General features: G+C 56.9%; 18 protein-coding genes. 9 read left to right on the forward strand and 9 right to left on the reverse strand.

The features are described 5' to 3' along the window. Positions 1–85 precede the first annotated feature (85 nt). From carA to grpE, 5 genes are all read right to left on the reverse strand, one after another. Positions 86–1222, reverse strand: coding sequence for a glutamine-hydrolyzing carbamoyl-phosphate synthase small subunit (carA, locus tag B347_RS0114480; RefSeq protein ID WP_019410408.1), 1137 nt, complete (start codon positions 1220–1222; stop codon positions 86–88). Positions 1223–1480: 258 nt separating this feature from the next. After that, entirely contained in the window at positions 1481–2287 is an 807-nt protein-coding gene (gene dapB / locus B347_RS0114485) for a 4-hydroxy-tetrahydrodipicolinate reductase (protein WP_019410409.1), read from the reverse strand. A 10-nt stretch (positions 2288–2297) separates the two neighbouring features. Next, entirely contained in the window at positions 2298–3422 is a 1125-nt protein-coding gene (dnaJ, locus tag B347_RS0114490; protein ID WP_019410410.1) for a molecular chaperone DnaJ, read from the reverse strand. Between the two features lie 318 nt (positions 3423–3740). Continuing rightward, entirely contained in the window at positions 3741–5657 is a 1917-nt protein-coding gene (dnaK, locus tag B347_RS0114495) for a molecular chaperone DnaK (protein ID WP_019410411.1), read from the reverse strand. A 101-nt stretch (positions 5658–5758) separates the two neighbouring features. Then, positions 5759–6325: a nucleotide exchange factor GrpE gene (gene grpE, locus B347_RS0114500; protein ID WP_019410412.1), complete on the reverse strand. Its 567-nt coding sequence runs from the start codon at positions 6323–6325 to the stop codon at positions 5759–5761. Between the two features lie 252 nt (positions 6326–6577). On the opposite strand from grpE, the gene recN reads away from it, so the two are divergent. Beyond that, positions 6578–8260, forward strand: coding sequence for a DNA repair protein RecN (gene recN / locus B347_RS0114505; RefSeq protein WP_019410413.1), 1683 nt, complete (start codon positions 6578–6580; stop codon positions 8258–8260). Between the two features lie 96 nt (positions 8261–8356). Here recN and fur read toward each other — a convergent pair whose 3' ends face one another. Continuing rightward, positions 8357–8770 carry a ferric iron uptake transcriptional regulator gene (gene fur, locus B347_RS0114510; protein WP_026014202.1) on the reverse strand — a complete coding sequence of 138 codons (414 nt, stop codon included), beginning with the start codon at positions 8768–8770 and terminating at the stop codon, positions 8357–8359. Positions 8771–8868: 98 nt separating this feature from the next. Here fur and B347_RS0114515 point away from each other — a divergent pair, with 98 nt between their 5' ends. Further along, positions 8869–9402 (forward strand): outer membrane protein assembly factor BamE, encoded by a 534-nt coding sequence (locus B347_RS0114515; protein WP_019410415.1) that lies wholly within the window; start codon positions 8869–8871, stop codon positions 9400–9402. 61 nt (positions 9403–9463) lie between these two features. On the opposite strand, the gene B347_RS0114520 is transcribed toward B347_RS0114515, so the two are convergent. Further along, positions 9464–9781 (reverse strand): RnfH family protein, encoded by a 318-nt coding sequence (locus B347_RS0114520; protein ID WP_019410416.1) that lies wholly within the window; start codon positions 9779–9781, stop codon positions 9464–9466. After that, on the reverse strand, positions 9774–10208 hold the full coding sequence (locus tag B347_RS0114525; RefSeq protein WP_019410417.1) for a type II toxin-antitoxin system RatA family toxin: 435 nt from the start codon (positions 10206–10208) through the stop codon (positions 9774–9776). Before B347_RS0114525 ends, B347_RS0114520 begins: the two co-directional genes overlap by 8 nt. Positions 10209–10440: 232 nt before the next feature. Between B347_RS0114525 and smpB the strand changes: the two genes are divergently transcribed. Further along, positions 10441–10923, forward strand: coding sequence for an SsrA-binding protein SmpB (gene smpB / locus B347_RS0114535; protein WP_019410419.1), 483 nt, complete (start codon positions 10441–10443; stop codon positions 10921–10923). 89 nt (positions 10924–11012) lie between these two features. Here smpB and B347_RS0114540 read toward each other — a convergent pair whose 3' ends face one another. Then, positions 11013–11780 carry a GntR family transcriptional regulator gene (locus tag B347_RS0114540; protein WP_019410420.1) on the reverse strand — a complete coding sequence of 256 codons (768 nt, stop codon included), beginning with the start codon at positions 11778–11780 and terminating at the stop codon, positions 11013–11015. Positions 11781–12040: 260 nt separating this feature from the next. Here B347_RS0114540 and B347_RS0114545 point away from each other — a divergent pair, with 260 nt between their 5' ends. The 6 genes from B347_RS0114545 (at position 12041) to B347_RS0114570 (ending at position 21093) form a co-directional block, all read left to right on the forward strand. Next, positions 12041–13735 (forward strand): lactate permease LctP family transporter, encoded by a 1695-nt coding sequence (locus tag B347_RS0114545; RefSeq protein WP_019410421.1) that lies wholly within the window; start codon positions 12041–12043, stop codon positions 13733–13735. A 143-nt stretch (positions 13736–13878) separates the two neighbouring features. Continuing rightward, the gene (locus B347_RS0114550; RefSeq protein WP_019410422.1) at positions 13879–14703 is read left to right on the forward strand and encodes a (Fe-S)-binding protein; all 825 of its coding nucleotides are present in this window, start codon (positions 13879–13881) and stop codon (positions 14701–14703) included. Continuing rightward, entirely contained in the window at positions 14700–16160 is a 1461-nt protein-coding gene (locus B347_RS0114555) for a LutB/LldF family L-lactate oxidation iron-sulfur protein (protein WP_019410423.1), read from the forward strand. The genes B347_RS0114550 and B347_RS0114555 overlap by 4 nt, the downstream gene beginning before the upstream one ends. Further along, on the forward strand, positions 16157–16828 hold the full coding sequence (locus B347_RS0114560) for a LutC/YkgG family protein (protein WP_019410424.1): 672 nt from the start codon (positions 16157–16159) through the stop codon (positions 16826–16828). Before B347_RS0114555 ends, B347_RS0114560 begins: the two co-directional genes overlap by 4 nt. Then, positions 16825–19635, forward strand: coding sequence for an FAD-binding and (Fe-S)-binding domain-containing protein (locus B347_RS0114565; protein ID WP_019410425.1), 2811 nt, complete (start codon positions 16825–16827; stop codon positions 19633–19635). The genes B347_RS0114560 and B347_RS0114565 overlap by 4 nt, the downstream gene beginning before the upstream one ends. A gap of 228 nt (positions 19636–19863) precedes the next feature. Further along, positions 19864–21093 (forward strand): acyl-CoA dehydrogenase family protein, encoded by a 1230-nt coding sequence (locus B347_RS0114570; RefSeq protein WP_033387785.1) that lies wholly within the window; start codon positions 19864–19866, stop codon positions 21091–21093. Positions 21094–21143: the final 50 nt, after the last annotated feature.

The raw sequence follows: 21143 nt of genomic DNA on the forward strand, positions 1-21143 counted from the left end.
GCAAGCCGTCGATCAGTTTCCTGAGCCACCCAAGGGGCCGCCAGATATAGGGGCCGCCCTTAGGCTACTCATTGCAAAGGGCTGATCAGCGGCGCTTGGCCATCTCATTGATGAAGCGATCGAACAGCGGTGCAACGTCGTTCGGGCCCGGGCTTGCTTCAGGGTGGCCCTGGAAGCTGAAAGCGCTCTTGTCGGTCAGCTCGATACCCTGCAAGGTACCGTCGAACAGCGACTTGTGGATGGCACGTACGTTGGCTGGCAAAGTCGCCTCATCAACCGCAAAGCCGTGGTTTTGGCTGGTGATCATCACAACACCGGTGTCCAGGTCTTGAACCGGGTGGTTCGCGCCGTGGTGGCCATGACCCATTTTCACGGTCTTGGCGCCAGACGCCAGTGCCAGCAACTGGTGGCCCAAGCAGATGCCGAATACCGGGATCTCGGTTTTCAACACTTCTTGAATAGCCGTGATCGCGTAGTCGCAAGGCTCAGGATCGCCTGGGCCGTTGGACAGGAACACGCCATCAGGGTTAAGCGCCAAAACATCACTGGCCGGCGTTTGAGCAGGTACTACCGTCACGCGGCAGCCACGCTCAACCAACATACGCAGGATGTTCCACTTTACGCCGTAGTCATAAGCCACTACGTGGTAAGGCAGCTCGCTGGCTTCAATCGTCGGGTGACTGTCAGTTGCCAGGTTCCAGACGCTCGAACGCCACTCGTAGGCTTTTTCGGTGCTGACGACTTTCGCCAGATCCATGCCTTTCAGGCCAGGAAAGCCGCGAGCAGCTGCAATTGCCGCTTCATCAGAGATGTTCTCGCCGGCCATGATGCAGCCGTTCTGTGCGCCCTTCTCGCGCAAGATGCGAGTCAGACGACGAGTGTCGATACCGGCGATTGCCACAACGTTGTTGGCTTTCAGGTAGTCAGACAGCGACATTGTGTTACGCCAGTTGCTTGCAACCAGCGGCAGATCACGAATGACCAAACCTGCGGACCAGACACGATCAGACTCGGCATCTTCCGGAGTAGTGCCGGTATTGCCAACATGCGGGTAAGTCAGGGTCACGATTTGCTGAGCGTAGGAAGGATCCGTCAGGATCTCCTGGTAGCCAGTCATTGCGGTGTTGAACACCACCTCACCAACGGTCTGACCGTCGGCCCCAATGGCTTCGCCGCGAAAAATGCTGCCATCAGCGAGGGCGAGTATGGCTTGCTTAGTCAAGAAGACCTCCCGTAAATAAAGCCTGAAAGGGCGATCGCAGGTTGTAAAAAAGCGGAGTGACGTATAGACACGTCACCCCGCTTCTTCATCGAATATCTGCGCGCTTTTAGTGGACACACTAAAGCTGTAGCTTACAGAAAAAGGCTTTTTTGGTCTACCGCTAAAGAGCCGAAAAGGCAGAGGAATGCGACAGGTCATCGCTTAGCGGTTAAAAATCGGGCTGTTGATTGCGCAACAGCCCGATTTTACAGAGTCAACTCAACGCAGGTCGAGCACATCTTGCATGTCGTACAAACCAGGCTCACGCCCGTCGAGCCACAAGGCAGCACGAACAGCGCCCTTAGCGAAGGTCATGCGACTGGATGCCTTGTGGGTGATTTCAAGACGTTCACCCTCAGTAGCAAACAGAACCGTATGATCGCCAACCACATCGCCGCCGCGAACGGTTGCAAAACCAATGGTCTCGCGCTCACGGGCGCCGGTATGGCCTTCACGGCCGTAAACCGCAACCTTTTGCAGGTCACGACCCAGCGCATCAGCTATCACCTCACCCATACGCATGGCCGTGCCCGACGGCGCATCAACTTTGTGCCGGTGATGGGCTTCGATGATTTCAATATCCGCATCATCACCCATCACTCGCGCCGCCATATCGAGCAACTTGAGCGATAAGTTGACGCCGACACTGAAATTCGCCGCAAACACAATCGGAATGTCTTTAGCCGCTTCAACCAGCAACTGCTTCTGCGCAGCGCTCAACCCCGTGGTACCGATCACCATGGATTTACCCGCCCCGCGGCAAAAAGCCAGGTTATTCAGCATCACGTCAGGCAGCGTGAAATCGATCAGCACATCGAATTCATCAGCAACACCCTCAAGGCTTGCTGACAGCGGCACACCTATGCCCCCAAGAGACACGAGCTCACCCGCATCAGCACCCACCAGCGAACTGCCCGGACGGACAACCGCCGCGGTCAGACCACACAGCGGTGAGCGCTGCTGCACCGCATCAATCAGGGTTTTGCCCATGCGCCCGGCAGCGCCCATCACAGCTATACGTCGCATGCCCAACCCCTTATAAGTCGCCGAAGAAACGCTTCACACCTTCGAACCAACCGGTTGCGTTCGGCGAATGACAGCTATCGCCTTCCAGCGTCGAACGGAACTCTTCCATCAACTCACGCTGACGACGGCTCAGTTTCACAGGCGTCTCAACCACAACACGGCACATCAAGTCGCCAACACCACCGCCACGAACCGGAGCAACACCTTTACCGCGCAGACGGAACTGCTTACCGGTTTGCGTACCTTCAGGGACTTTCAACTTGACGCGACCGTCCAGCGTCGGCACTTCAAGCTCGGCACCCAGTGCAGCATCAGCAAAACTGATTGGCACCTCACAGAACAGATCCTTGCCATCGCGCTGGAAAATCGCGTGCTCGCGCACATCGATCACAACGTACAGATCTCCCGCCGGGCCGCCTTGTACACCCGCCTCGCCCTCACCAGACAGACGAATACGATCACCCGTATCGACACCCGCTGGCACTTTAACGGAAAGGGTTTTGTACTCTTCTACGCGACCTTCGCCCCGGCAACTTTCGCACGGATCGGAAATAATCTTGCCCTGACCATGACAACGCGGGCACGTCTGCTGAACAGAGAAGAAGCCCTGCTGCATACGCACCTGACCAATACCGCCACAGGTCGTACAGGTCACCGGCGAAGAACCTTTCTTCGCGCCAGAACCGTCGCATGGCTTGCAATTAACTAACGTCGGCACACGAATATTGACCGTGGTACCGCGCACAGCCTCTTCCAGGTTCAGCTCCAGCGTGTAGCGCAAATCGCTACCGCGCTGAGCGCCACCCCGGGAGCCGCCACGGCCACCGCCAAAGAAATCACTGAATACATCGCCGAAGATATCGGAGAAGTTCTGCCCACCAAAACCAGCACCGCCGCCGCCCATTTGCGGATCAACACCCGCATGGCCGTACTGGTCGTAAGCAGCACGCTTGCTGGAGTCCGACAGCACTTCGTAAGCCTCGTTCGCCTCTTTAAACAGCTCTTCAGAGGCCTTGTCATCCGGATTCCGGTCCGGGTGATGCTTCATTGCGAGACGACGATATGCTTTTTTCAGCTCCACCTCAGTGGTGGTCCGTTCGACACCCAATATTTCGTAATAGTCGCGCTTTGCCATAATTCTTTGCACTCTCAAGGACGTTTGGAAAAACCCTCCCGAGCCTCACCAAACCCGCTGAGCCTGAACAAACAAGGCTCAACTCACGTCTTTTCAACGATATTGGTTTTTAATTAACAGCCAATGCATTGGCTGGCAGGAGCGGTTACTTCAGACAGATGCACATAAAACGCCTGCCCCAACCGCCAGCATTCGACCTTGTCGCATGCTGTATAAATTCCTCTACTCCAGACACGCCAACGCGGGAGCAAGCTCCCGCGCGGCGACATCCTACCAGTCACCGCTTATGCGCGGTCAACCGGCCGACCAACAAGCTAATTACTTGTGGTCTTTAACTTCTTCGAACTCAGCGTCGACAACGTCATCCGCTTTTTCAGCCGAATCAGCTGGCTTAGCCGCTGCGTCTGCCGGGTTCGCCTGCTCTGCGTACATTTTCTGTGCGACTGGAGCAGACACCTTGGACAGCTCTTCAACCTTGGCTTCGATAGTCGCCTTGTCGTCGCCTTTAACAGCGGCTTCCAGAGCAACTACTGCAGCTTCAATTGCAGTCTTCTCTTCCTCGGTAACTTTGTCGCCAGCATCAGCAACCATTTTACGAGTCGAGTGAACCAGTGCGTCGCCCTGGTTACGCGCTGCCGCCAGCTCTTCGAACTTACGGTCTTCCTCAGCGTTGACTTCAGCGTCACGGACCATCTGAGCAATTTCTTCCTCGGACAGACCCGAGTTCGCCTTGATCACGATGGACTGAGACTTGCCAGTCGCCTTGTCTTTTGCACTTACGTGCAGGATGCCGTTGGCATCGATATCGAAGGTTACTTCGATCTGAGGCACGCCACGTGGAGCCGGTGGAATGTCAGCCAGGTCGAACTTGCCCAACGACTTGTTCTGAGCCGCTTGCTTACGCTCACCTTGCAGCACGTGAATGGTCACAGCGCCCTGGTTGTCGTCAGCAGTCGAGAACACTTGCGATTTCTTGGTAGGAATCGTGGTGTTTTTCTCGATCAGAGCAGTCATTACGCCGCCCATGGTTTCGATACCCAGCGTCAGCGGGCTTACGTCCAGCAGCAGAACGTCTTTAACATCACCGGCCAATACCGCGCCCTGGATAGCAGCACCCATTGCAACCGCTTCGTCCGGGTTCACGTCTTTACGTGCTTCTTTGCCGAAGAACTCAGTTACCAGCTTCTGTACCAGCGGCATACGAGTCTGACCACCGACCAGAATCACGTCGTTGATCGCGCCAACATCGATGCCAGCATCTTTCAGAGCCAGACGGCAAGGCTCGATGGTGCGCTGAACCAAATCTTCAACCAGCGATTCCAGCTTGGCGCGCGAAATTTTCACGTTCAAGTGCTTAGGACCGGTGGCGTCTGCAGTGATGTACGGCAGATTCACGTCTGTCGACTGGCTCGAAGACAGTTCGATTTTGGCTTTTTCAGCGGCTTCTTTCAGACGCTGCATCGCCAGCGGATCACCTTTAAGGTTCATGCCGCTTTCTTTCTTGAACTCGTCCACCAGGTAGTCGATCAGACGGATGTCAAAGTCTTCACCACCCAGGAACGTGTCACCGTTGGTCGCCAGCACTTCAAACTGGTGCTCGCCATCAACTTCAGCAATCTCAATAACCGATACGTCGAAAGTACCGCCACCCAAGTCATAAACGATGACAGTGTGGTCGCCTTTCGCTTTATCCATACCGTAAGCCAGAGCAGCTGCGGTAGGTTCGTTGATGATGCGTTTTACGTCGAGACCCGCGATACGGCCGGCGTCTTTGGTCGCCTGACGCTGGCTATCGTTGAAGTAGGCCGGAACGGTAATCACCGCTTCAGTCACTGGCTCGCCGAGATAGTCTTCGGCGGTCTTCTTCATTTTCTTCAGAATTTCAGCCGAGATTTGTGGCGGCGCCATTTTCTGGCCGTTCACTTCAACCCACGCGTCGCCGTTATCAGCCTTGGCGATCTTGTAAGGCACCATCTGGATGTCTTTCTGCACAACTTCTTCGTCAAAACGACGACCGATCAGACGCTTCACCGCGTACAGAGTGTTATGCGGATTAGTCACTGCCTGGCGCTTGGCCGACTGACCAACCAGAATTTCACCATCGTTAGCGTACGCAACGATCGACGGCGTAGTACGCGCGCCTTCTGCGTTTTCGATAACTTTTGCTTTACCGTTTTCCAGAACCGAAACACACGAGTTGGTGGTTCCGAGGTCAATACCGATAATTCTGCCCATGCTAACTCTCCCTAAACTTAGATTTTGTTGCCGCAGCAGTGATGACCAACTGCGGCATTACTTAAACGCTTGACTTCTAAATGGGGGCCTTGCGACCGATTTCAAGCCTGCTCGTCAATCGATGGCGAAACCGGCGCTGGCGCTTTGCTGACTAAGACCATAGCCGGGCGAAGTAAGCGACCATTGAGCTGATAGCCCTTTTGAAACACCTTGAGCACACTGTTTGGCTCCAAGTCTGCGCTTTCCTGCATTGCCATCGCTTGGTGAAGCCCGGCATTGAAGGGTTCGCCGTGAGGATCAATGGCTTCCAACTGATAACGCTTCAGGGTGTCCTGGAACATTTTCAGGGTCAGCTCGATCCCTTCACGCATTGGACGAATGTTCTCGTCATCTGGATTAGACAGCTCAAGGCCGCGCTCCAGACTGTCGATCACCGGCAATAGATCGCCAGCGAACTTTTCCAATGCAAATTTGTGTGCTTTTTCAACATCCTGTTCGGCACGACGGCGAACGTTCTGCAAATCAGCAGCTACACGCAGAGCTTGATCATTAGCAGCAGCCAGTTGCTCCTCGAGCACCTGTACACGGGCCACCAGATCTTGACCTGCAACATCGGCGGCCTGATTAGCATCTTGGTTCTGCGTATCCATAGTCTGTTCGTCTGCCATAGATTTCTCCTTTCAAACATCGTCCGCGAGCTCAACTCGCGCTTCTGCCAAGGTATATGGGGTCGCAATTTTCAGGTTCAAGAGCCAAAAACGACTAAGAAAAGCCTCCCTCCCCCTTAAATGCACCACCCGTGTATTAAAAACGGCCTAAAAAAGCCTAAAAACCAAGCAAATAGAACTAAGCACAACCATTGTCAGCACGAAACAAAACACTGTATAAATAACCAGACATTACGTTTTGGAGCGGCTCCCATGCTGGTGCACCTGTCCGTACACAACTACGCCATCGTTGAACATCTCGATCTTGAACTCGATCGCGGGATGAGTGTAATCACTGGTGAGACCGGCGCCGGTAAATCGATCATGCTGGATGCGCTCGGTCTCACATTAGGTGACCGTGCAGACAGTGGCGTGGTTCGCCCCGGAGCCGACAAAGCCGACATTCTGGCCACCTTCGACCTGCAAGACATTCCCGAAGCCCGGGCTTGGCTTGCCGAACGCGACCTAGAGAGCGAGGGCCCGTGCATCTTACGTCGCGTCATCACCGCCGAAGGCCGCTCACGGGGCTACATCAACGGCACCCCTAGCCCGCAAGGCGACTTGAAAGCCTTGGGCGAATTGTTGATAGACATTCACAGCCAGCACGAGCACCAGTCACTTCTAAAGCCCGACACTCATCGCCGACTGCTCGACGAATATGCAGGGGCCTCCGACCTGGCCCGCCAGGTGCAAATGGCCGCACAACGCTGGCGCCAGACCCGCCAAGAACTTGAGCACCTGTCCAATTCGGGGGACGAACAGCGCGCACGTCATCAACTGCTGAGCTATCAGCTCGAAGAGCTCGAAACCTTGTCACTGGGTGAAAACGAGCTGGAAGAACTGGAGCAGGAACACAAAAACCTGACCAACGCCGAAACCTTGCTGACTATTTGCCGTCAAGTTGTCGAACAGTGCAGCGAGAACGACTCTGGTAACGTCCTCAATGCACTCACGGTAAGCCTGAATCGCTTGTCGAGCATCAATAACAACTCCGGTTCATTAAGCGAAGCAGCCGACCTGCTGGCCAGTGCGCAAATTCAGGTCGAAGAAGCCGTAGGCGAACTCAATCGCTTCCTCGATCATTTCGATGCCGACCCGGGCCGTCTTCAGTACCTCGAAGAACGGCTTGACACCATCTATAGCCTCGCACGCAAACACCGCGTGCAACCGGCTGACGTTGCCGCCCTGCAACAAAACCTGCTCGATGAACTGGAAACACTCAACGCGAACGATGAAAACATCGAGCGCCTGACCCATGAATTGGCTTCTTACACTCGCCACTATCAAGAGTGCGCGCGCGAACTGAGCAACCTACGCGGACATGCCGCGACCCGCTTGAGCAGTGCCGTAGAAGAAGAAATCCAGCGCTTGGGCATGCCCGGCGGTCGCTTTGTGATTGAGTTGCGCCCGCAGAGCAGCAGCGACCCAATGCCTCACGGCCTGGAACATGTCGAGCTTCTGGTCAGTGCCAACCCCGGCCAACCACTCAAAGCGTTAGCCAAAGTAGCGTCTGGGGGCGAGTTGTCGCGTATCAGCCTTGCCATTCAGGTCATCACGGCACAAACCTCGCGCGTACCAACCCTGGTATTCGACGAAGTGGACGTGGGCATTGGTGGCCCAACAGCCGAAATTGTCGGCCAACTACTGCGCCGCCTGGGCGAGCGTGGGCAAGTACTGACGGTTACTCACCTGCCGCAAGTAGCCGCTCAATGTCACCAGCACCTCTTTGTGCACAAGGTTCGCGAAAGCGAGACAACACGCACGGCCGTCTCAAAACTGAGCAAAAAAGAACGTGTAGAAGAAGTGGCCCGCATGCTCGGCGGCATTGACCTGACCAAAGAGTCGCTAGCTCACGCAAAGAAAATGGTCGTCACCGCAAAAAATCTCGCGGCTTAGCGACGAACGGTCACGGAAAATCATTTTCCAGACAGCACGAAGGCGACTCAGAGGTCGCCTTCGTTCGTTTCGCGAACCGAAATTCGCGCGACATGCTTACTTAATTTTCTTGCGTACGTACAGCACCAAGTTGTGATCCACCAACTCAACGCCGTGCTTGGCCGCGATAGCGTGCTGCAATTTTTCGATGTCTTCGTCGAAAAACTCAATCACTTCACCGCTGTCCACATTGACCATATGGTCGTGGTGGCCGCCATCAGCATCAGCCAGCTCAAAGACCGCATGACCGCCATCAAAGTTGTGGCGGATCACCAGCCCAGCTGACTCAAACTGAGTCAGCACACGGTAAACCGTGGCCAGACCGACGTCTTCGCCAGCCTGCATCAGCGCCTTATAGACATCCTCGGCACTCATGTGACGCTGCTCGGCAGAGTCAAGCATTTGTAGAATCTTGACTCGTGGCAGAGTCACCTTAAGTCCAGCCTTACGTAGTTCGCTATTTTCAACCATGGTTAGCTTTCTCGCGGAAGCCGCTTCGCAGCTTCTCTTAATACGGGTATGATCGGCGTTTACGTTGTCCCAGCCAAGATAGTGGAAGTCGCCCACCGATGCAAAACACCAAGCTCTTGCTAACCAGTTTCACCTTTGTGGGACTGCTCGCACTCGCCGGTTGTTCATTCCCCGGGGTTTACAAAATCGACATCCAACAGGGCAATGTCGTCACGCAGGACATGATAAACCAGTTGCGCCCGGGAATGACCCGCCGGCAAGTGCGGTTTATTATGGGCAACGCCCTGCTGACCGATACATTCCACCCTGATCGCTGGGATTATTTGTATAGCCTGCAGCCCGGCGGCGGTGAACGCCAACAAGAACGCATCAGTGTGTTCTTCAACCAAAACGACCAACTCGTCAGCTTGTCAGGTGATTTCAAACCTGGTGTAAGCCGCGACGAAGCAATTCTAGGTAAAGAAGGTCCATCCGAGGTGATCACACCTACAGATCCGGTACCGGCCCCTGCCGAGAAGAGTGATGTTCCTGCCAAACCGGGATCATTGCTCGATCAAATCCAGAAGGACGTCGACGGGGTTAAAACAGTACCTGTCCCGACGCCAACGCCTCTGGATACCAACGAGCAATAAACGCTCGTTGCAAAAAAGCCCGGCGTGCCGGGCTTTTTGTTGTCTGCACTAAAAGAGCTGCTTACAACTCGCTCAATCGCTTGGCCTCAGCCGCTTTAGCGGCACGCTGACGCCTGATCTCCTTAGGATCAGCCAGCAGAGGTCGGTAGATCTCGATCCGGTCACCTGCCTGTACCACGCGAACCTGCGGGTCCATCACCTGCCTGCCAAAGATACCCAGCGGACAATCTGCCAGGTCCACTTCAGGAAACGCCTGCCCGATCCCAGACGCCAACACCGCAGCACGCAGTGTTGTGCCCGCGGGCACCGTCAATGCCAACAACTGCTGGCGATCGATGGCCGCATATACCACCTCAATGTCTATCACCGGCTCAGCCATACAACTGCTTGGCCCGCTGACAGAAGGCATCAACCAAGGTGTTGGCGGCCTGATTAAACAAAGGCCCCAGGGTCGCTTTAACAATGGCCCCTGCGTAATCGAAGGTCATGTCGAGGCTGATTTTGCAGGCTTTCTCACCCAATGGCTTAAACACCCAAAGCCCGTGCAGCTTGGTAAATGGACCCTTTTCGAGGTTCATCTCAATTGATTGGCCCGGCACCAACGTATTACGTGTGACAAAGTGCTGGCTCAAGCTACCTTTAGCCACACCCAGGCTGGCGCGCATCAGCACCTCAGTGCTTTCAATAATCTCGGCCGATGAGCACCACGGCAAAAACTCCGGGTAGTGCGCCACATCGTTGACTAGGTCATACAGTGCCTGCGCCGGATAGGGCAGCAAGGCGGAACGTTGGATATGGGTAGTCATGTCAGCGTTATTTCCACAGCTGGGCGGCAAACACAATCAGAATGCCGAGTGGCGCCACATAGCGCATCAATAAAAGAGTCAGAGCAAACAAGGGCAGCATGATACGCGAGGTTAGAAAATTACGCCCAACCACCCAAAAAAGAGCGCGTATTGTCCAGGAATCAATCTACGTGCTCAAGCGCACAGGTTGACCGTAGCCGACTCGCTCGCAACTCCCTATAATGCCGCCCCTATGGCTAAACAGAAGAAGCACCCTACAGGGACCATCGCGCAAAATAAAAAGGCGCGACACGATTACTTCATCGAACATCGGTTCGAGGCTGGTCTGGTCCTGGCCGGCTGGGAAGTAAAAAGTCTGCGTGCAGGCAAAGCACAGCTGGTCGACAGCTACGTGCTACTCAAGGATGGTGAAGCATGGTTGCTTGGCAGCCACATTTCTCCCCTGACGACCGCCAGCACCCACGTTATTGCCGACCCGACGCGCAGCCGCAAACTGCTGCTTAACCAGCGCGAGCTGGAAAAGCTGTTTGCCTCAGTGCAGCAGAAGGGTTACGCCTGCGTCTGCCTCTCGCTTTACTGGAGCAAGCACTTGATCAAGTGCGAAATTGCCCTGGGTAAAGGCAAGAAGGAATACGACAAGCGTCATACCGAGCGTGAGCGCGATTCTGATCGCGAACTGCAGCGCGCGGTGCGCAATAAGGGCAAGGAAGACTAGTTCCTCCTCCCTAACGAGTAGGAGCGAGCTTGCCTCGCGATCTTTTGATACTTAAAAGATCGCGAGGCAAGCTCGCCCCTACTCGTCATTCACAACCCATTACGTCGTTCTGCACGCGCTACGCGCTGAACTTCCTGACGCACTTCCTCCAGTACTTCCTGCACATACATCAGATGGCGGCTCGCAACTTCCCGCGCATCCTCTGCCCTGCCTTCGATAATCGCCAGATACAACTCGCGATGCTGACCAATCAGCATGTCGCGCGTTTCGCTGCGCTGCTTGTACATGCCGCCAATGTTGGTCACCACATTGCGCTTAAGCAAATCGAACAAGCCGCGAATCGTATGCAACAACACCGCGTTATGGCTCGCTTCGGCGATGGCCAAGTGGAAGCTGGCATCCGCTTCGCCTTCCTCGGCGCGCTCCACCTCGTCGACCCGCGCATAGCAGTCCTGCAAGCGCTCAAACGCCATCCGCAATCGCTCGCGGTCCATATCAGTGGCCCGCAACGCCGCGTAATACGCGCAAGACGCCTCAAGCGTATGACGAAACTCCAACAAATCGCGCTGCGCCTCGGGGTTGCTCTCCAGCAGTTGCAGCAGTGGATCACTGAACGTCGAGCCCAACGATGTCGCCACGTAATTGCCGCCGCCCTGACGACTGACCAACAAACCTTTGGCTGCCAGCTTTTGAATCGCTTCACGCAACGATGGGCGCGACACACCAAATTGCTCCGCCAGCGCACGCTCTGCCGGCAAACGCTCACCGGCCTTTAACGTGCCCTCGAGAATCATGCCCTCGAGCTGCTCGACAATATCGTCCGACAAACGGCGCTGACGAATTTGATCAAACCCCATAACTGCTCTCCACGCTCCCGACCACACGCCGGGCCCTCTATTCTCGCCGATTCACGCTCGCCAGACACCTATCAGAGAAGACGCCTTTGACCCCATCAGTTGCCCTGACGACAAATAGCGCGACTAAAGATTTAAGGGCGGCAAATTGACACATACCACATAAGGCTTTTAACCTAGCCAACAGTGATTGTAAATTGGTAATACCAATTACCCAAGTACACTCCACTGCATCGACCAATAACAATTAGGGGCCACCCCATATGCAAACTTGGCAACAGCTCTACAATCCGCTCGGCAGCCTCGGCCTGTCCGCTCTCGCGGCCGTTATTCCCATCGTGTTCTTCTTTATGGCCTTGGCCGTGTTCCGTCTCAAAGGGCACGTCGCTGGCAGCATCACCTTGGCATTATCGATTCTGGTCGCGATCTTCGCCTTCCAGATGCCTGTCGACATGGCTTTCGCCGCAGCGGGTTATGGATTTGCCTACGGCCTCTGGCCCATCGCCTGGATCATCGTCGCCGCGGTGTTCCTCTACAAACTGACCGTCAAAAGCGGCCAGTTCGAAATCATCCGCAGCTCGGTACTCTCGATTACAGACGACCAGCGTCTGCAAGTGCTGCTGATCGGTTTCTGCTTTGGCGCGTTCCTTGAAGGCGCTGCCGGTTTTGGTGCTCCGGTCGCGATTACCGCCGCCTTGCTAGTAGGCCTGGGTTTCAACCCACTGTACGCCGCCGGCCTGTGCCTGATCGCCAACACCGCGCCCGTAGCGTTTGGCGCACTCGGCATCCCAATCATCGTGGCAGGCCAGGTCACCGGCATCGACGCGTTCAAAATCGGCGCCATGGCCGGTCGCCAACTGCCTCTGCTGTCGCTGTTCGTACCGTTCTGGCTGGTATTCATGATGGACGGCCTGCGCGGCGTGCGTGAAACCTGGCCTGCTGCACTGGTTGCCGGCCTGAGCTTCGCCATCACCCAGTACTACACCTCCAACTACATTGGCCCAGAACTGCCGGACATCACCTCCGCACTGGCCAGCCTCGTCAGCCTGACTCTGTTCCTGAAAGTCTGGCAGCCAAAACGTACCGCAGGCGCGCAGATTGCGGGCGTTACCTCTGACGTCATCGTTACCGGCAGCACAGGCGGCTTCGGCAAACCAACCAACCTCATGGTTTCGCCTTACAGCCTGATGCAGATTTTGAAAGCTTGGTCACCGTTCCTGATCCTCACCGTACTGGTCACTATCTGGACCCTCAAACCGTTCAAGGCCATGTTCTCGGCAGGCGGTTCGATGTATGGCTGGGTGTTCAACTTTGCAATCCCGCACCTTGATCAACTGGTCATCAAGACCGCGCCAATCGTTACCGCCCCAACGGCGATTGCAGCCGTGTTCAAACTGGACCCGATCTCAGCCACCGGCACGGCCATTTTCTTCTCGGCCTTGATCTCGATGCTGATCCTGAAAATCAACGTCAAAACTGGTCTGACCACTTTCAAAGAGACCCTATACGATCTGCGCTGGCCGATCCTGTCCATCGGCATGGTGTTGGCGTTTGCCTTCGTCACCAACTACTCAGGCATGTCCTCCACCATGGCATTGGTGTTGGCGGGTACCGGCGCGGCATTCCCATTCTTCTCGCCGTTCCTTGGCTGGCTGGGTGTATTCCTGACCGGCTCCGACACCTCGTCGAACGCCCTGTTCAGCTCGCTACAAGCCACCACTGCACACCAGATCGGCGTGAGCGACACCCTCATGGTGGCCGCCAACACCAGCGGCGGCGTGACCGGCAAAATGATCTCCCCGCAATCAATCGCCGTGGCCTGTGCGGCAACTGGCCTGGTAGGTAAAGAGTCGGACCTGTTCCGCTTCACCCTGAAACACAGCCTGTTCTTCGCAACAATCGTCGGCCTGATCACCCTAGCCCAGGCGTACTGGTTCACCGGCATGTTGGTGCACTAATAAATAGCGCTATGGTTACTGCACGTTAAAAGCGCCGGGGTTATACCCGGCGCCAATAATTCACTACCCGGTCCGCCTTGCGGCTGAAGAGGGTTTTCAGCCGCGACCGTGGACACATAACCGGGACCACCCGGAGACGCCTGATGAGCGAGCTTTTTTACAACGCCGTGCCAAACGCGACCCGTGTCGCCCCACCCCTTCCTACCCCTCGCCGATACCCTGCGCACAAACCCCGCAAGGTCTACCTGTTCGGCACCTGTGTCGTCGACCTGTTCTTCCCTGAAGCCGGGATGGACGCGATTCACCTGATCGAACGCGAAGGTATCGAAGTTGATTACCCGCAAGGCCAAAGCTGCTGCGGACAACCGGCCTACACCTCGGGTTACACCGACCAAGCCCGCGAAGTTGCCCGCGCCCAGCTAGCCCTGTTTGCCGAAGATTACCCTGTGATCGTGCCCTCCGGCTCCTGCGCCGGCATGCTGCGCGAGCACTACGAAGACCTGTTCAAAGACGAGCCCGAGGCCTTGAAAAAGGTTCATGCCTTAGCCGAACGCACCTTTGAACTCACCGAATTCCTGCTGTTCGTGTGCAAAGTGCAATTCAAGGACAGCGGCGCGCCTGTCAAAGTCGCACTGCACACCTCATGTTCTGCCCGCCGCGAAATGAACACCCACCTGCACGGCCGCGAAATGCTCGCTCAACTGAGCAACGTGGAGCGCATCGACCATAGCCATGAAAGTGAATGCTGCGGCTTTGGTGGGACATTTAGCGTTCGCATGCCCGATATTTCCGGCGCCATGGTCGCCGACAAAACCCGAGCCCTGATTGAAACCGGCGCGCACCAAGTGCTGACCGCCGACTGTGGCTGCCTGATGAACATCAACGGTTCGCTCGAAAAACAGAAACAAGCCCTACGCGGCCAGCACTTGGCCAGTTTCCTGTGGCAGCGCACCGGAGGTGGACAATGAGCACCAGCACACTGATTCGGACCGTCGCCGTAGAAGAAGACTTTCGCGAGCGCGCCCATGAGGCATTGGGCGACAAGCAACTGCGAAACAACTTTCGCAGTGCCATGGATTCCCTGATGACCAAACGTGCGGTGTCCTTCAGCGATGCCCATGAGCGCGAACATTTGCGCGCCTTGGGTAATGCGGTCAAAGCCCGTGCCCTGTCCAAACTGCCCGACCTGCTGGAACGATTAGAGGCCAACCTGACCCGCAACGGTGTACAGGTGCACTGGGCTGAAACCGTCGAAGAAGCCAACGAAATCGTGATGTCGATTGCCCGCCGCCGTGCCGCCACGCAAGTGATCAAAGGCAAGTCGATGGTCAGCGAAGAGATGGAGATGAACCACGTGCTCGGCGCCCAAGGCATTGAATGCCTTGAGTCCGACATGGGCGAGTACATTGTTCAGCTCGACAACGAGAAGCCGTCCCACATCATCATGCCCGCGATCCACAAGAACGCCGGGCAAGTAGCCGACTTGTTTCATGAAAAGCTCGGCGTGGAATACACCAAAGACGTCGACCAACTGATCCAGATCGGTCGCCGCGTACTGCGTCAAAAGTTCTTCGAAGCCGACATCGGCGTGTCCGGCGTCAACTTCGCCGTGGCTGAAACCGGCACCCTGCTGCTGGTCGAAAACGAAGGCAACGGCCGCATGTCGACCACCGTGCCGCCCGTGCACATTGCCGTGACCGGGATAGAGAAAGTCGTCGAAAACCTGCGCGACGTTGTCCCGCTGCTGTCATTACTGACCCGCTCAGCCCTTGGCCAGCCGATCACCACCTACGTCAACATGATCTCCGGCCCACGCAAACCCGGCGAACTCGACGGCCCCGAAGAAGTGCATCTGGTCTTGCTCGACAATGGCCGCAGCCAGGCCTTTGCCGACAGCGAACTGCGCCAGACCCTCAACTGCATTCGTTGCGGCGCCTGCATGAACCACTGCCCGGTGTACACCCGCATCGGCGGTCACGCCTACGGCGAAGTCTATCCCGGCCCGATTGGCGCGATCATCACCCCGCACATGGTCGGCCTGGCTAAAGTCCCGGATCACCCGAGCGCCTCGTCGCTGTGCGGCGCCTGTGGCGAAGTGTGTCCGGTAAAAATTCCGATCCCGGCCTTGCTGCGTCGCCTACGCGAAGAGAACGTTAAATCGCCAGACGCCTCGCCTCGCATCATGCGCGGCCAGGGCAGCAAGTACTCGCGCAAAGAACGCCTCATCTGGAACATGTGGGCCAAGCTCAACAGCTCGCCCGCCCTGTATCGCGTGTTCCTCAAGGCTGCTACACGCCTGCGCGGGTTGACGCCAAACAATGTCGGGCCGTGGACCCAAAACCACAGCGCCCCCAAACCCGCCGCCCGTTCGCTGCACGACATGGCCCGCGAGCATTTGGCCAAAAAGTCGGGAGAATCGCGATGAGCGCCAAGCACAACATCCTTAACAAACTGCGCAACAGCCTGACCGGCACGACACCTGTGCCCGACAACTTCGACGAAGTGCTGGTGACAGAGCCCTGGACCTACACCCCGGAGCAACGCATCCCACAACTGCGCAAGTTGATGGAAGCGGTACACACCGAAATCCACCTCAGCACCGAGCAAGGGTGGCCCGCCCTGTTGGCGCAATTGGTCACCAACCGTCAATTGCCAAGCCTGCTGATCGCACCGACCACGCCACACGGCCAAAAAGTGACAGCCCATTGGGCGCTGAACCCTACGTTGCCAACACTTAAAGCCTACGACCGCCCGGTAGAAGAATGGAAAGCCGAACTGTTTAACGACACCCCGGCCAGCTTCACCACCACCTTGGGCGCAATTGCCGCGACCGGCAGTTTGATCATGTGGCCCACCCCGCAAGAACCGCGCCTGATGAGCCTGGTGCCACCGGTGCATTTTGCGTTGCTCAAGGCCAGTGAAATCCGCGACAACTTCTACCAAGTGCAGCGCGAAATGAACTGGACTGCGGGCATGCCGACCAACGCATTGCTGGTGTCTGGCCCGTCGAAAACCGCGGACATTGAACAAGTACTGGCCTACGGTGCCCACGGCCCGAAAGACCTGGTGGTGTTGATTCTGGAGGACGCATGAGTCTGCCCGTTACGTTTGCACGTGATGCCGAACGGTTGATCCCCCAAGACCGCCGCTTCACCGACCCGCTTTCCACCTTGGCCTTTGGCACCGACGCGAGCTTTTACCGGCTGATCCCAAAACTGGTGATCCGCGTCGAATCCGAAGACGAAGTGGTCGAGTTACTGCGTTTGGCCCGTCGCGATCAAGTGCCCGTGACCTTCCGCGCGGCAGGCACCAGCCTGTCGGGCCAGGCTATTAGCGACTCAGTGCTGATCGTGCTCGGCGACAACTGGAACGGCAAAGTCATTCGCGAACAGGGTTTGCAAATCCGCCTGCAACCCGGCGTGATCGGCGCTCAAGCTAACGCCTGGCTGGCCCCGTTCGGACGCAAAATTGGCCCTGATCCGGCCTCGATCAACGCCTGCAAAATTGGCGGCATCGTTGCCAACAACGCCAGCGGCATGTGCTGCGGCACCGCGCAAAACACCTACCACACCCTGGCCGGCATCCGTGTGGTACTGGCCGACGGCACCCGAGTCGACACTGAAGACAAGGTCAACATCGCCGCCTTTAGGCAAAGCCACGCCGCGCTGCTCGACCAGTTAGGAACGTTGGCCCGCGAGACCCGCGCCAACGCCGAACTGGCTGCAAAAATTCGCCACAAATACCGCCTGAAAAACACCACCGGCTTGTCACTTAACGCCTTAGTCGACTTTGATGATCCGCTGGATATTCTCAGCCACTTGCTGGTAGGCAGCGAGGGCACGCTGGGCTTCATCAGCTCGGTCACCTACGACACCGTCATCGACCACCCCAATAAAGCCTCGGCGCTGATCGTCTTCCCCGACGTTGAAACCTGCTGTAACGCCGTGACCGTGCTCAAAAGCCAGCCCGTGTCGGCCGTTGAACTGCTAGACCGCCGCAGCCTGCGCTCGGTGCAAGACAAACCCGGCATGCCAGCTTTCGTACAACAACTGTCGGACAACGCCTGCGCCCTGCTGATCGAGTCCCGCGCAGCAACGCAGACCTTACTGCACGAACAATTGGCGCACATCATGGCGTCGCTGGCGGGTTTCCCTGTTGAGAAGCAAGTCGACTTCACCGAAAATCCGGCCGAAAACGCCAAGCTCTGGGCGATTCGCAAGGACACGTTCCCAGCCGTCGGCGCGGTGCGCAAAACCGGCACCACCGTCATCATCGAAGACGTCACCTTTCCGGTCGAGCAACTGGCCATCGGCGTAAACCGCCTCATTGAACTGTTCGACAAACACCATTACGACGAAGCGATCCTGTTCGGCCACGCCCTCGAAGGCAACTTGCACTTTGTGTTCACTCAGGGCTTTAACAACCCTGAAGAAGTGGCGCGCTACCAAGCATTTATGGACGACGTAGCGCAATTGGTGGCCGTGGAGTTCGGCGGTTCGCTCAAAGCCGAACACGGCACCGGGCGCAACATGGCGCCGTTTGTTGAACTGGAATGGGGCAGCGACGCCTACCAACTCATGTGGAAACTCAAGCGTTTGCTTGACCCACAAGGCATCCTCAACCCCGATGTGGTGCTCAGCGAAGACCCGCACATCCACCTTAAACACCTCAAGCCAATGCCTGCGGCCGACGAGATTGTGGATAAGTGCATCGAGTGCGGTTTTTGTGAGCCGGTGTGCCCCTCAAAAGGCCTGACCCTCAGCCCACGCCAGCGGATTGTCATCTGGCGCGACATCCAGGCCAAAAAGCGCGCTGGGGTCGACACCCGTGAGCTGGAAGAAGCCTACGCCTACCAAGGCATCGACACCTGCGCCGCTACCGGCTTGTGCGCCCAGCGCTGCCCGGTAGGCATTAATACCGGCGAGCTGGTGAAAAAGCTGCGCGCCCGCAGCGCCAACAGCGTGAAAACCGCCGACTGGCTGGGCAATCACTTTGCAACCACGCTGCAAGGCGCGCGCTTCACCCTGCACGTGGCCAATGGTGCGCGCATGCTGCTGGGCGCCCCGCGCCTGGGCAAAATCTCGGCCGCGCTGACCAAAACCAGCAAGGGTCGCGTACCGTTATGGACCAACGCCATGCCGCAGCCCGAGCGGGCGATTCGCCATAGCCCGCAGGTTCTCGATGCACGGCCCCGCGTGGTGTATCTGGCGGCCTGCGTGTCGCGGGTCATGGGCCCGGCGGCGGGCGACAAGGAACAAATGTCACTGCTGGACAAAACCCGTGGCCTACTGGAAAAAGCCGGCTACCAAGTGATCTTCCCCGACAACATGGACAGCCTCTGTTGCGGCCAGCCGTTCGCGTCCAAGGGCTACGCTGAACAAGCCGAGCACAAACGCCAGGAACTGATCGGCGCCTTGCTGCACGCCAGCCGTGGCGGCGTCGACCCCATCTACTGCGACACCAGCCCGTGCACTCTGCGTCTGGTGCAAGACCTGGGTGAAAGCCGCCTCGACCTCTACGACCCGGTGCGCTTCATCCGCACCCACCTTGTGGATAAGTTGAACTTCATCCCGCAAACCGCACCGATTGCCGTGCATGTTACGTGCAGCACCCAGCACCTAGGCGAAAGCCAAGCGCTGATCGACATCGCGCGACTGTGCAGCACGAACGTAGTGATACCGGAAGGGATTCATTGCTGCGGGTTTGCAGGCGACAAAGGCTTCACCACCCCCGAGTTGAATGCCCACTCACTGCGCACCCTGAAAAACGCGGTGCAACATTGCAGCGAAGGCATTTCGACCAGCCGCACGTGTGAAATTGGCCTGACACAACATGGCGGAATCGACTACCACGGGCTGGTCTACTTGGTAGACCGCGTCAGCACGCCGATAACCCTGTAGGAAGTACCGCAGGCTGCGATCTTTTGATCTTTAAACATCGCAGCCTTCGGCCGTTTCCTCAGTACCCGGATAAAAAGTCAGTAACTGTCTGCCAAGCAACAGTTCATAAACAAACTGTTGTTATCTGCACCCCACGAAAAACTCCAAACAACTGATTTTAAAAGAAAATAATATCGGCACAGATTCTGCAACGGCACAGATCCACCCGCATTCAAAGCTGTTTAGCCCATGTCATTACCTACTTACAGATCGTCCGCCCCGTCTTCCACGTACTCGACCCCGCCCGCGTCTGTTGATGAACTCATCGCCCGGGTGGACAAACTGTTGCCGGAAATTGCCGAGGGCGTGATCGAACGCGAACGTAATCGCCAACTGCCTTATGCCGCACTGAGCAGTCTGGCCGCCGCAGGGGTGCTCACATGCCGGATACCCAACGCATACGGAGGTCCCGGCGGCACTGTGGAAGACGTCATCGGATTGCTGATACGCATCGCTGCGGTTGACTCAAATGCAGCCCAAGCCTTGCGCCCAGGCTTCGGATTTCTCGAAGGGCTGCTCGCCTCTCAAAGCGACAACGCAGAGCAGGATCGCGCGCTGTGGTTTGATCGTTACTTGCAGGGAACAGTCGTCGGCAACGCAGGCTGGGAAGTGGGCGGCGCCAATGGTTCGGTCAGTGCACGGCTTGTGCGCGAAGGCGATCACTACCGGGTCAATGGCAGTAAGTACTACAGCACCGGCGCGCTATACGCGGATTGGGTATTGGCGATTGCACTGGATGAAAACGACCAACCGCTTTCATTTGTATTGCCACGTGACCGCGAAGGGCTGGAACTCATTGATGACTTCGACGCAATGGGCCAGCGCCTGACGGCCAGTGGCACAACGCACCTTAACAATGTAGTGGTCTACCCCGAAGAACTTCGCCCGCCGCGTGCCGTAGACGGCAAGCGCAGTATCATCACCCCATTCGTGCAATTGTTCCTCGGCGCAGTGGAAGCCGGCATCGCCCGAAACGCCCTAAATGACGCGAAAGATTTTGCCCAACATCATGCACGACCCATCGTGCACAGCAGCGCAAAACGCTCAGTAGATGACCCCTACGTGGAACTCAGTGTCGGCGATATTAGTGCGCGCGCCTACGCAGCGGAAGCTGTGGTCTTACGTGCAGCCCAAGCGATAGACCGTGCCTGGAGCAACGGCCTAGATGTCGACTCAATCGAAGAGGCCGCCATCGAAGTGGCGCAAGCTCAATACATCGCCGCCGAATCAGCGCTCAAGGCTGCCGAATTAGTCTTCGATGTAGGAGGCGCATCTGCTACCGGCCGCAGCTACAACTTGGACCGGCATTGGCGAAACGCGCGAACAGTGGCCAATCACAATCCACGTCACTGGAAGGCTGCGGCAGTCGGCGCCAGCCACCTCAAGGGCACTCAACTCCCAACGTCCGGACTGTTCTGAACGAGCGGTTTTTACTATGACGCGTCTGTCGCCAAACAGACGCGTGCTGC

The sequence above is a fragment of the Pseudomonas psychrophila HA-4 genome (assembly GCF_000282975.1).
GTDB lineage: Bacteria > Pseudomonadota > Gammaproteobacteria > Pseudomonadales > Pseudomonadaceae > Aquipseudomonas > Aquipseudomonas psychrophila_A.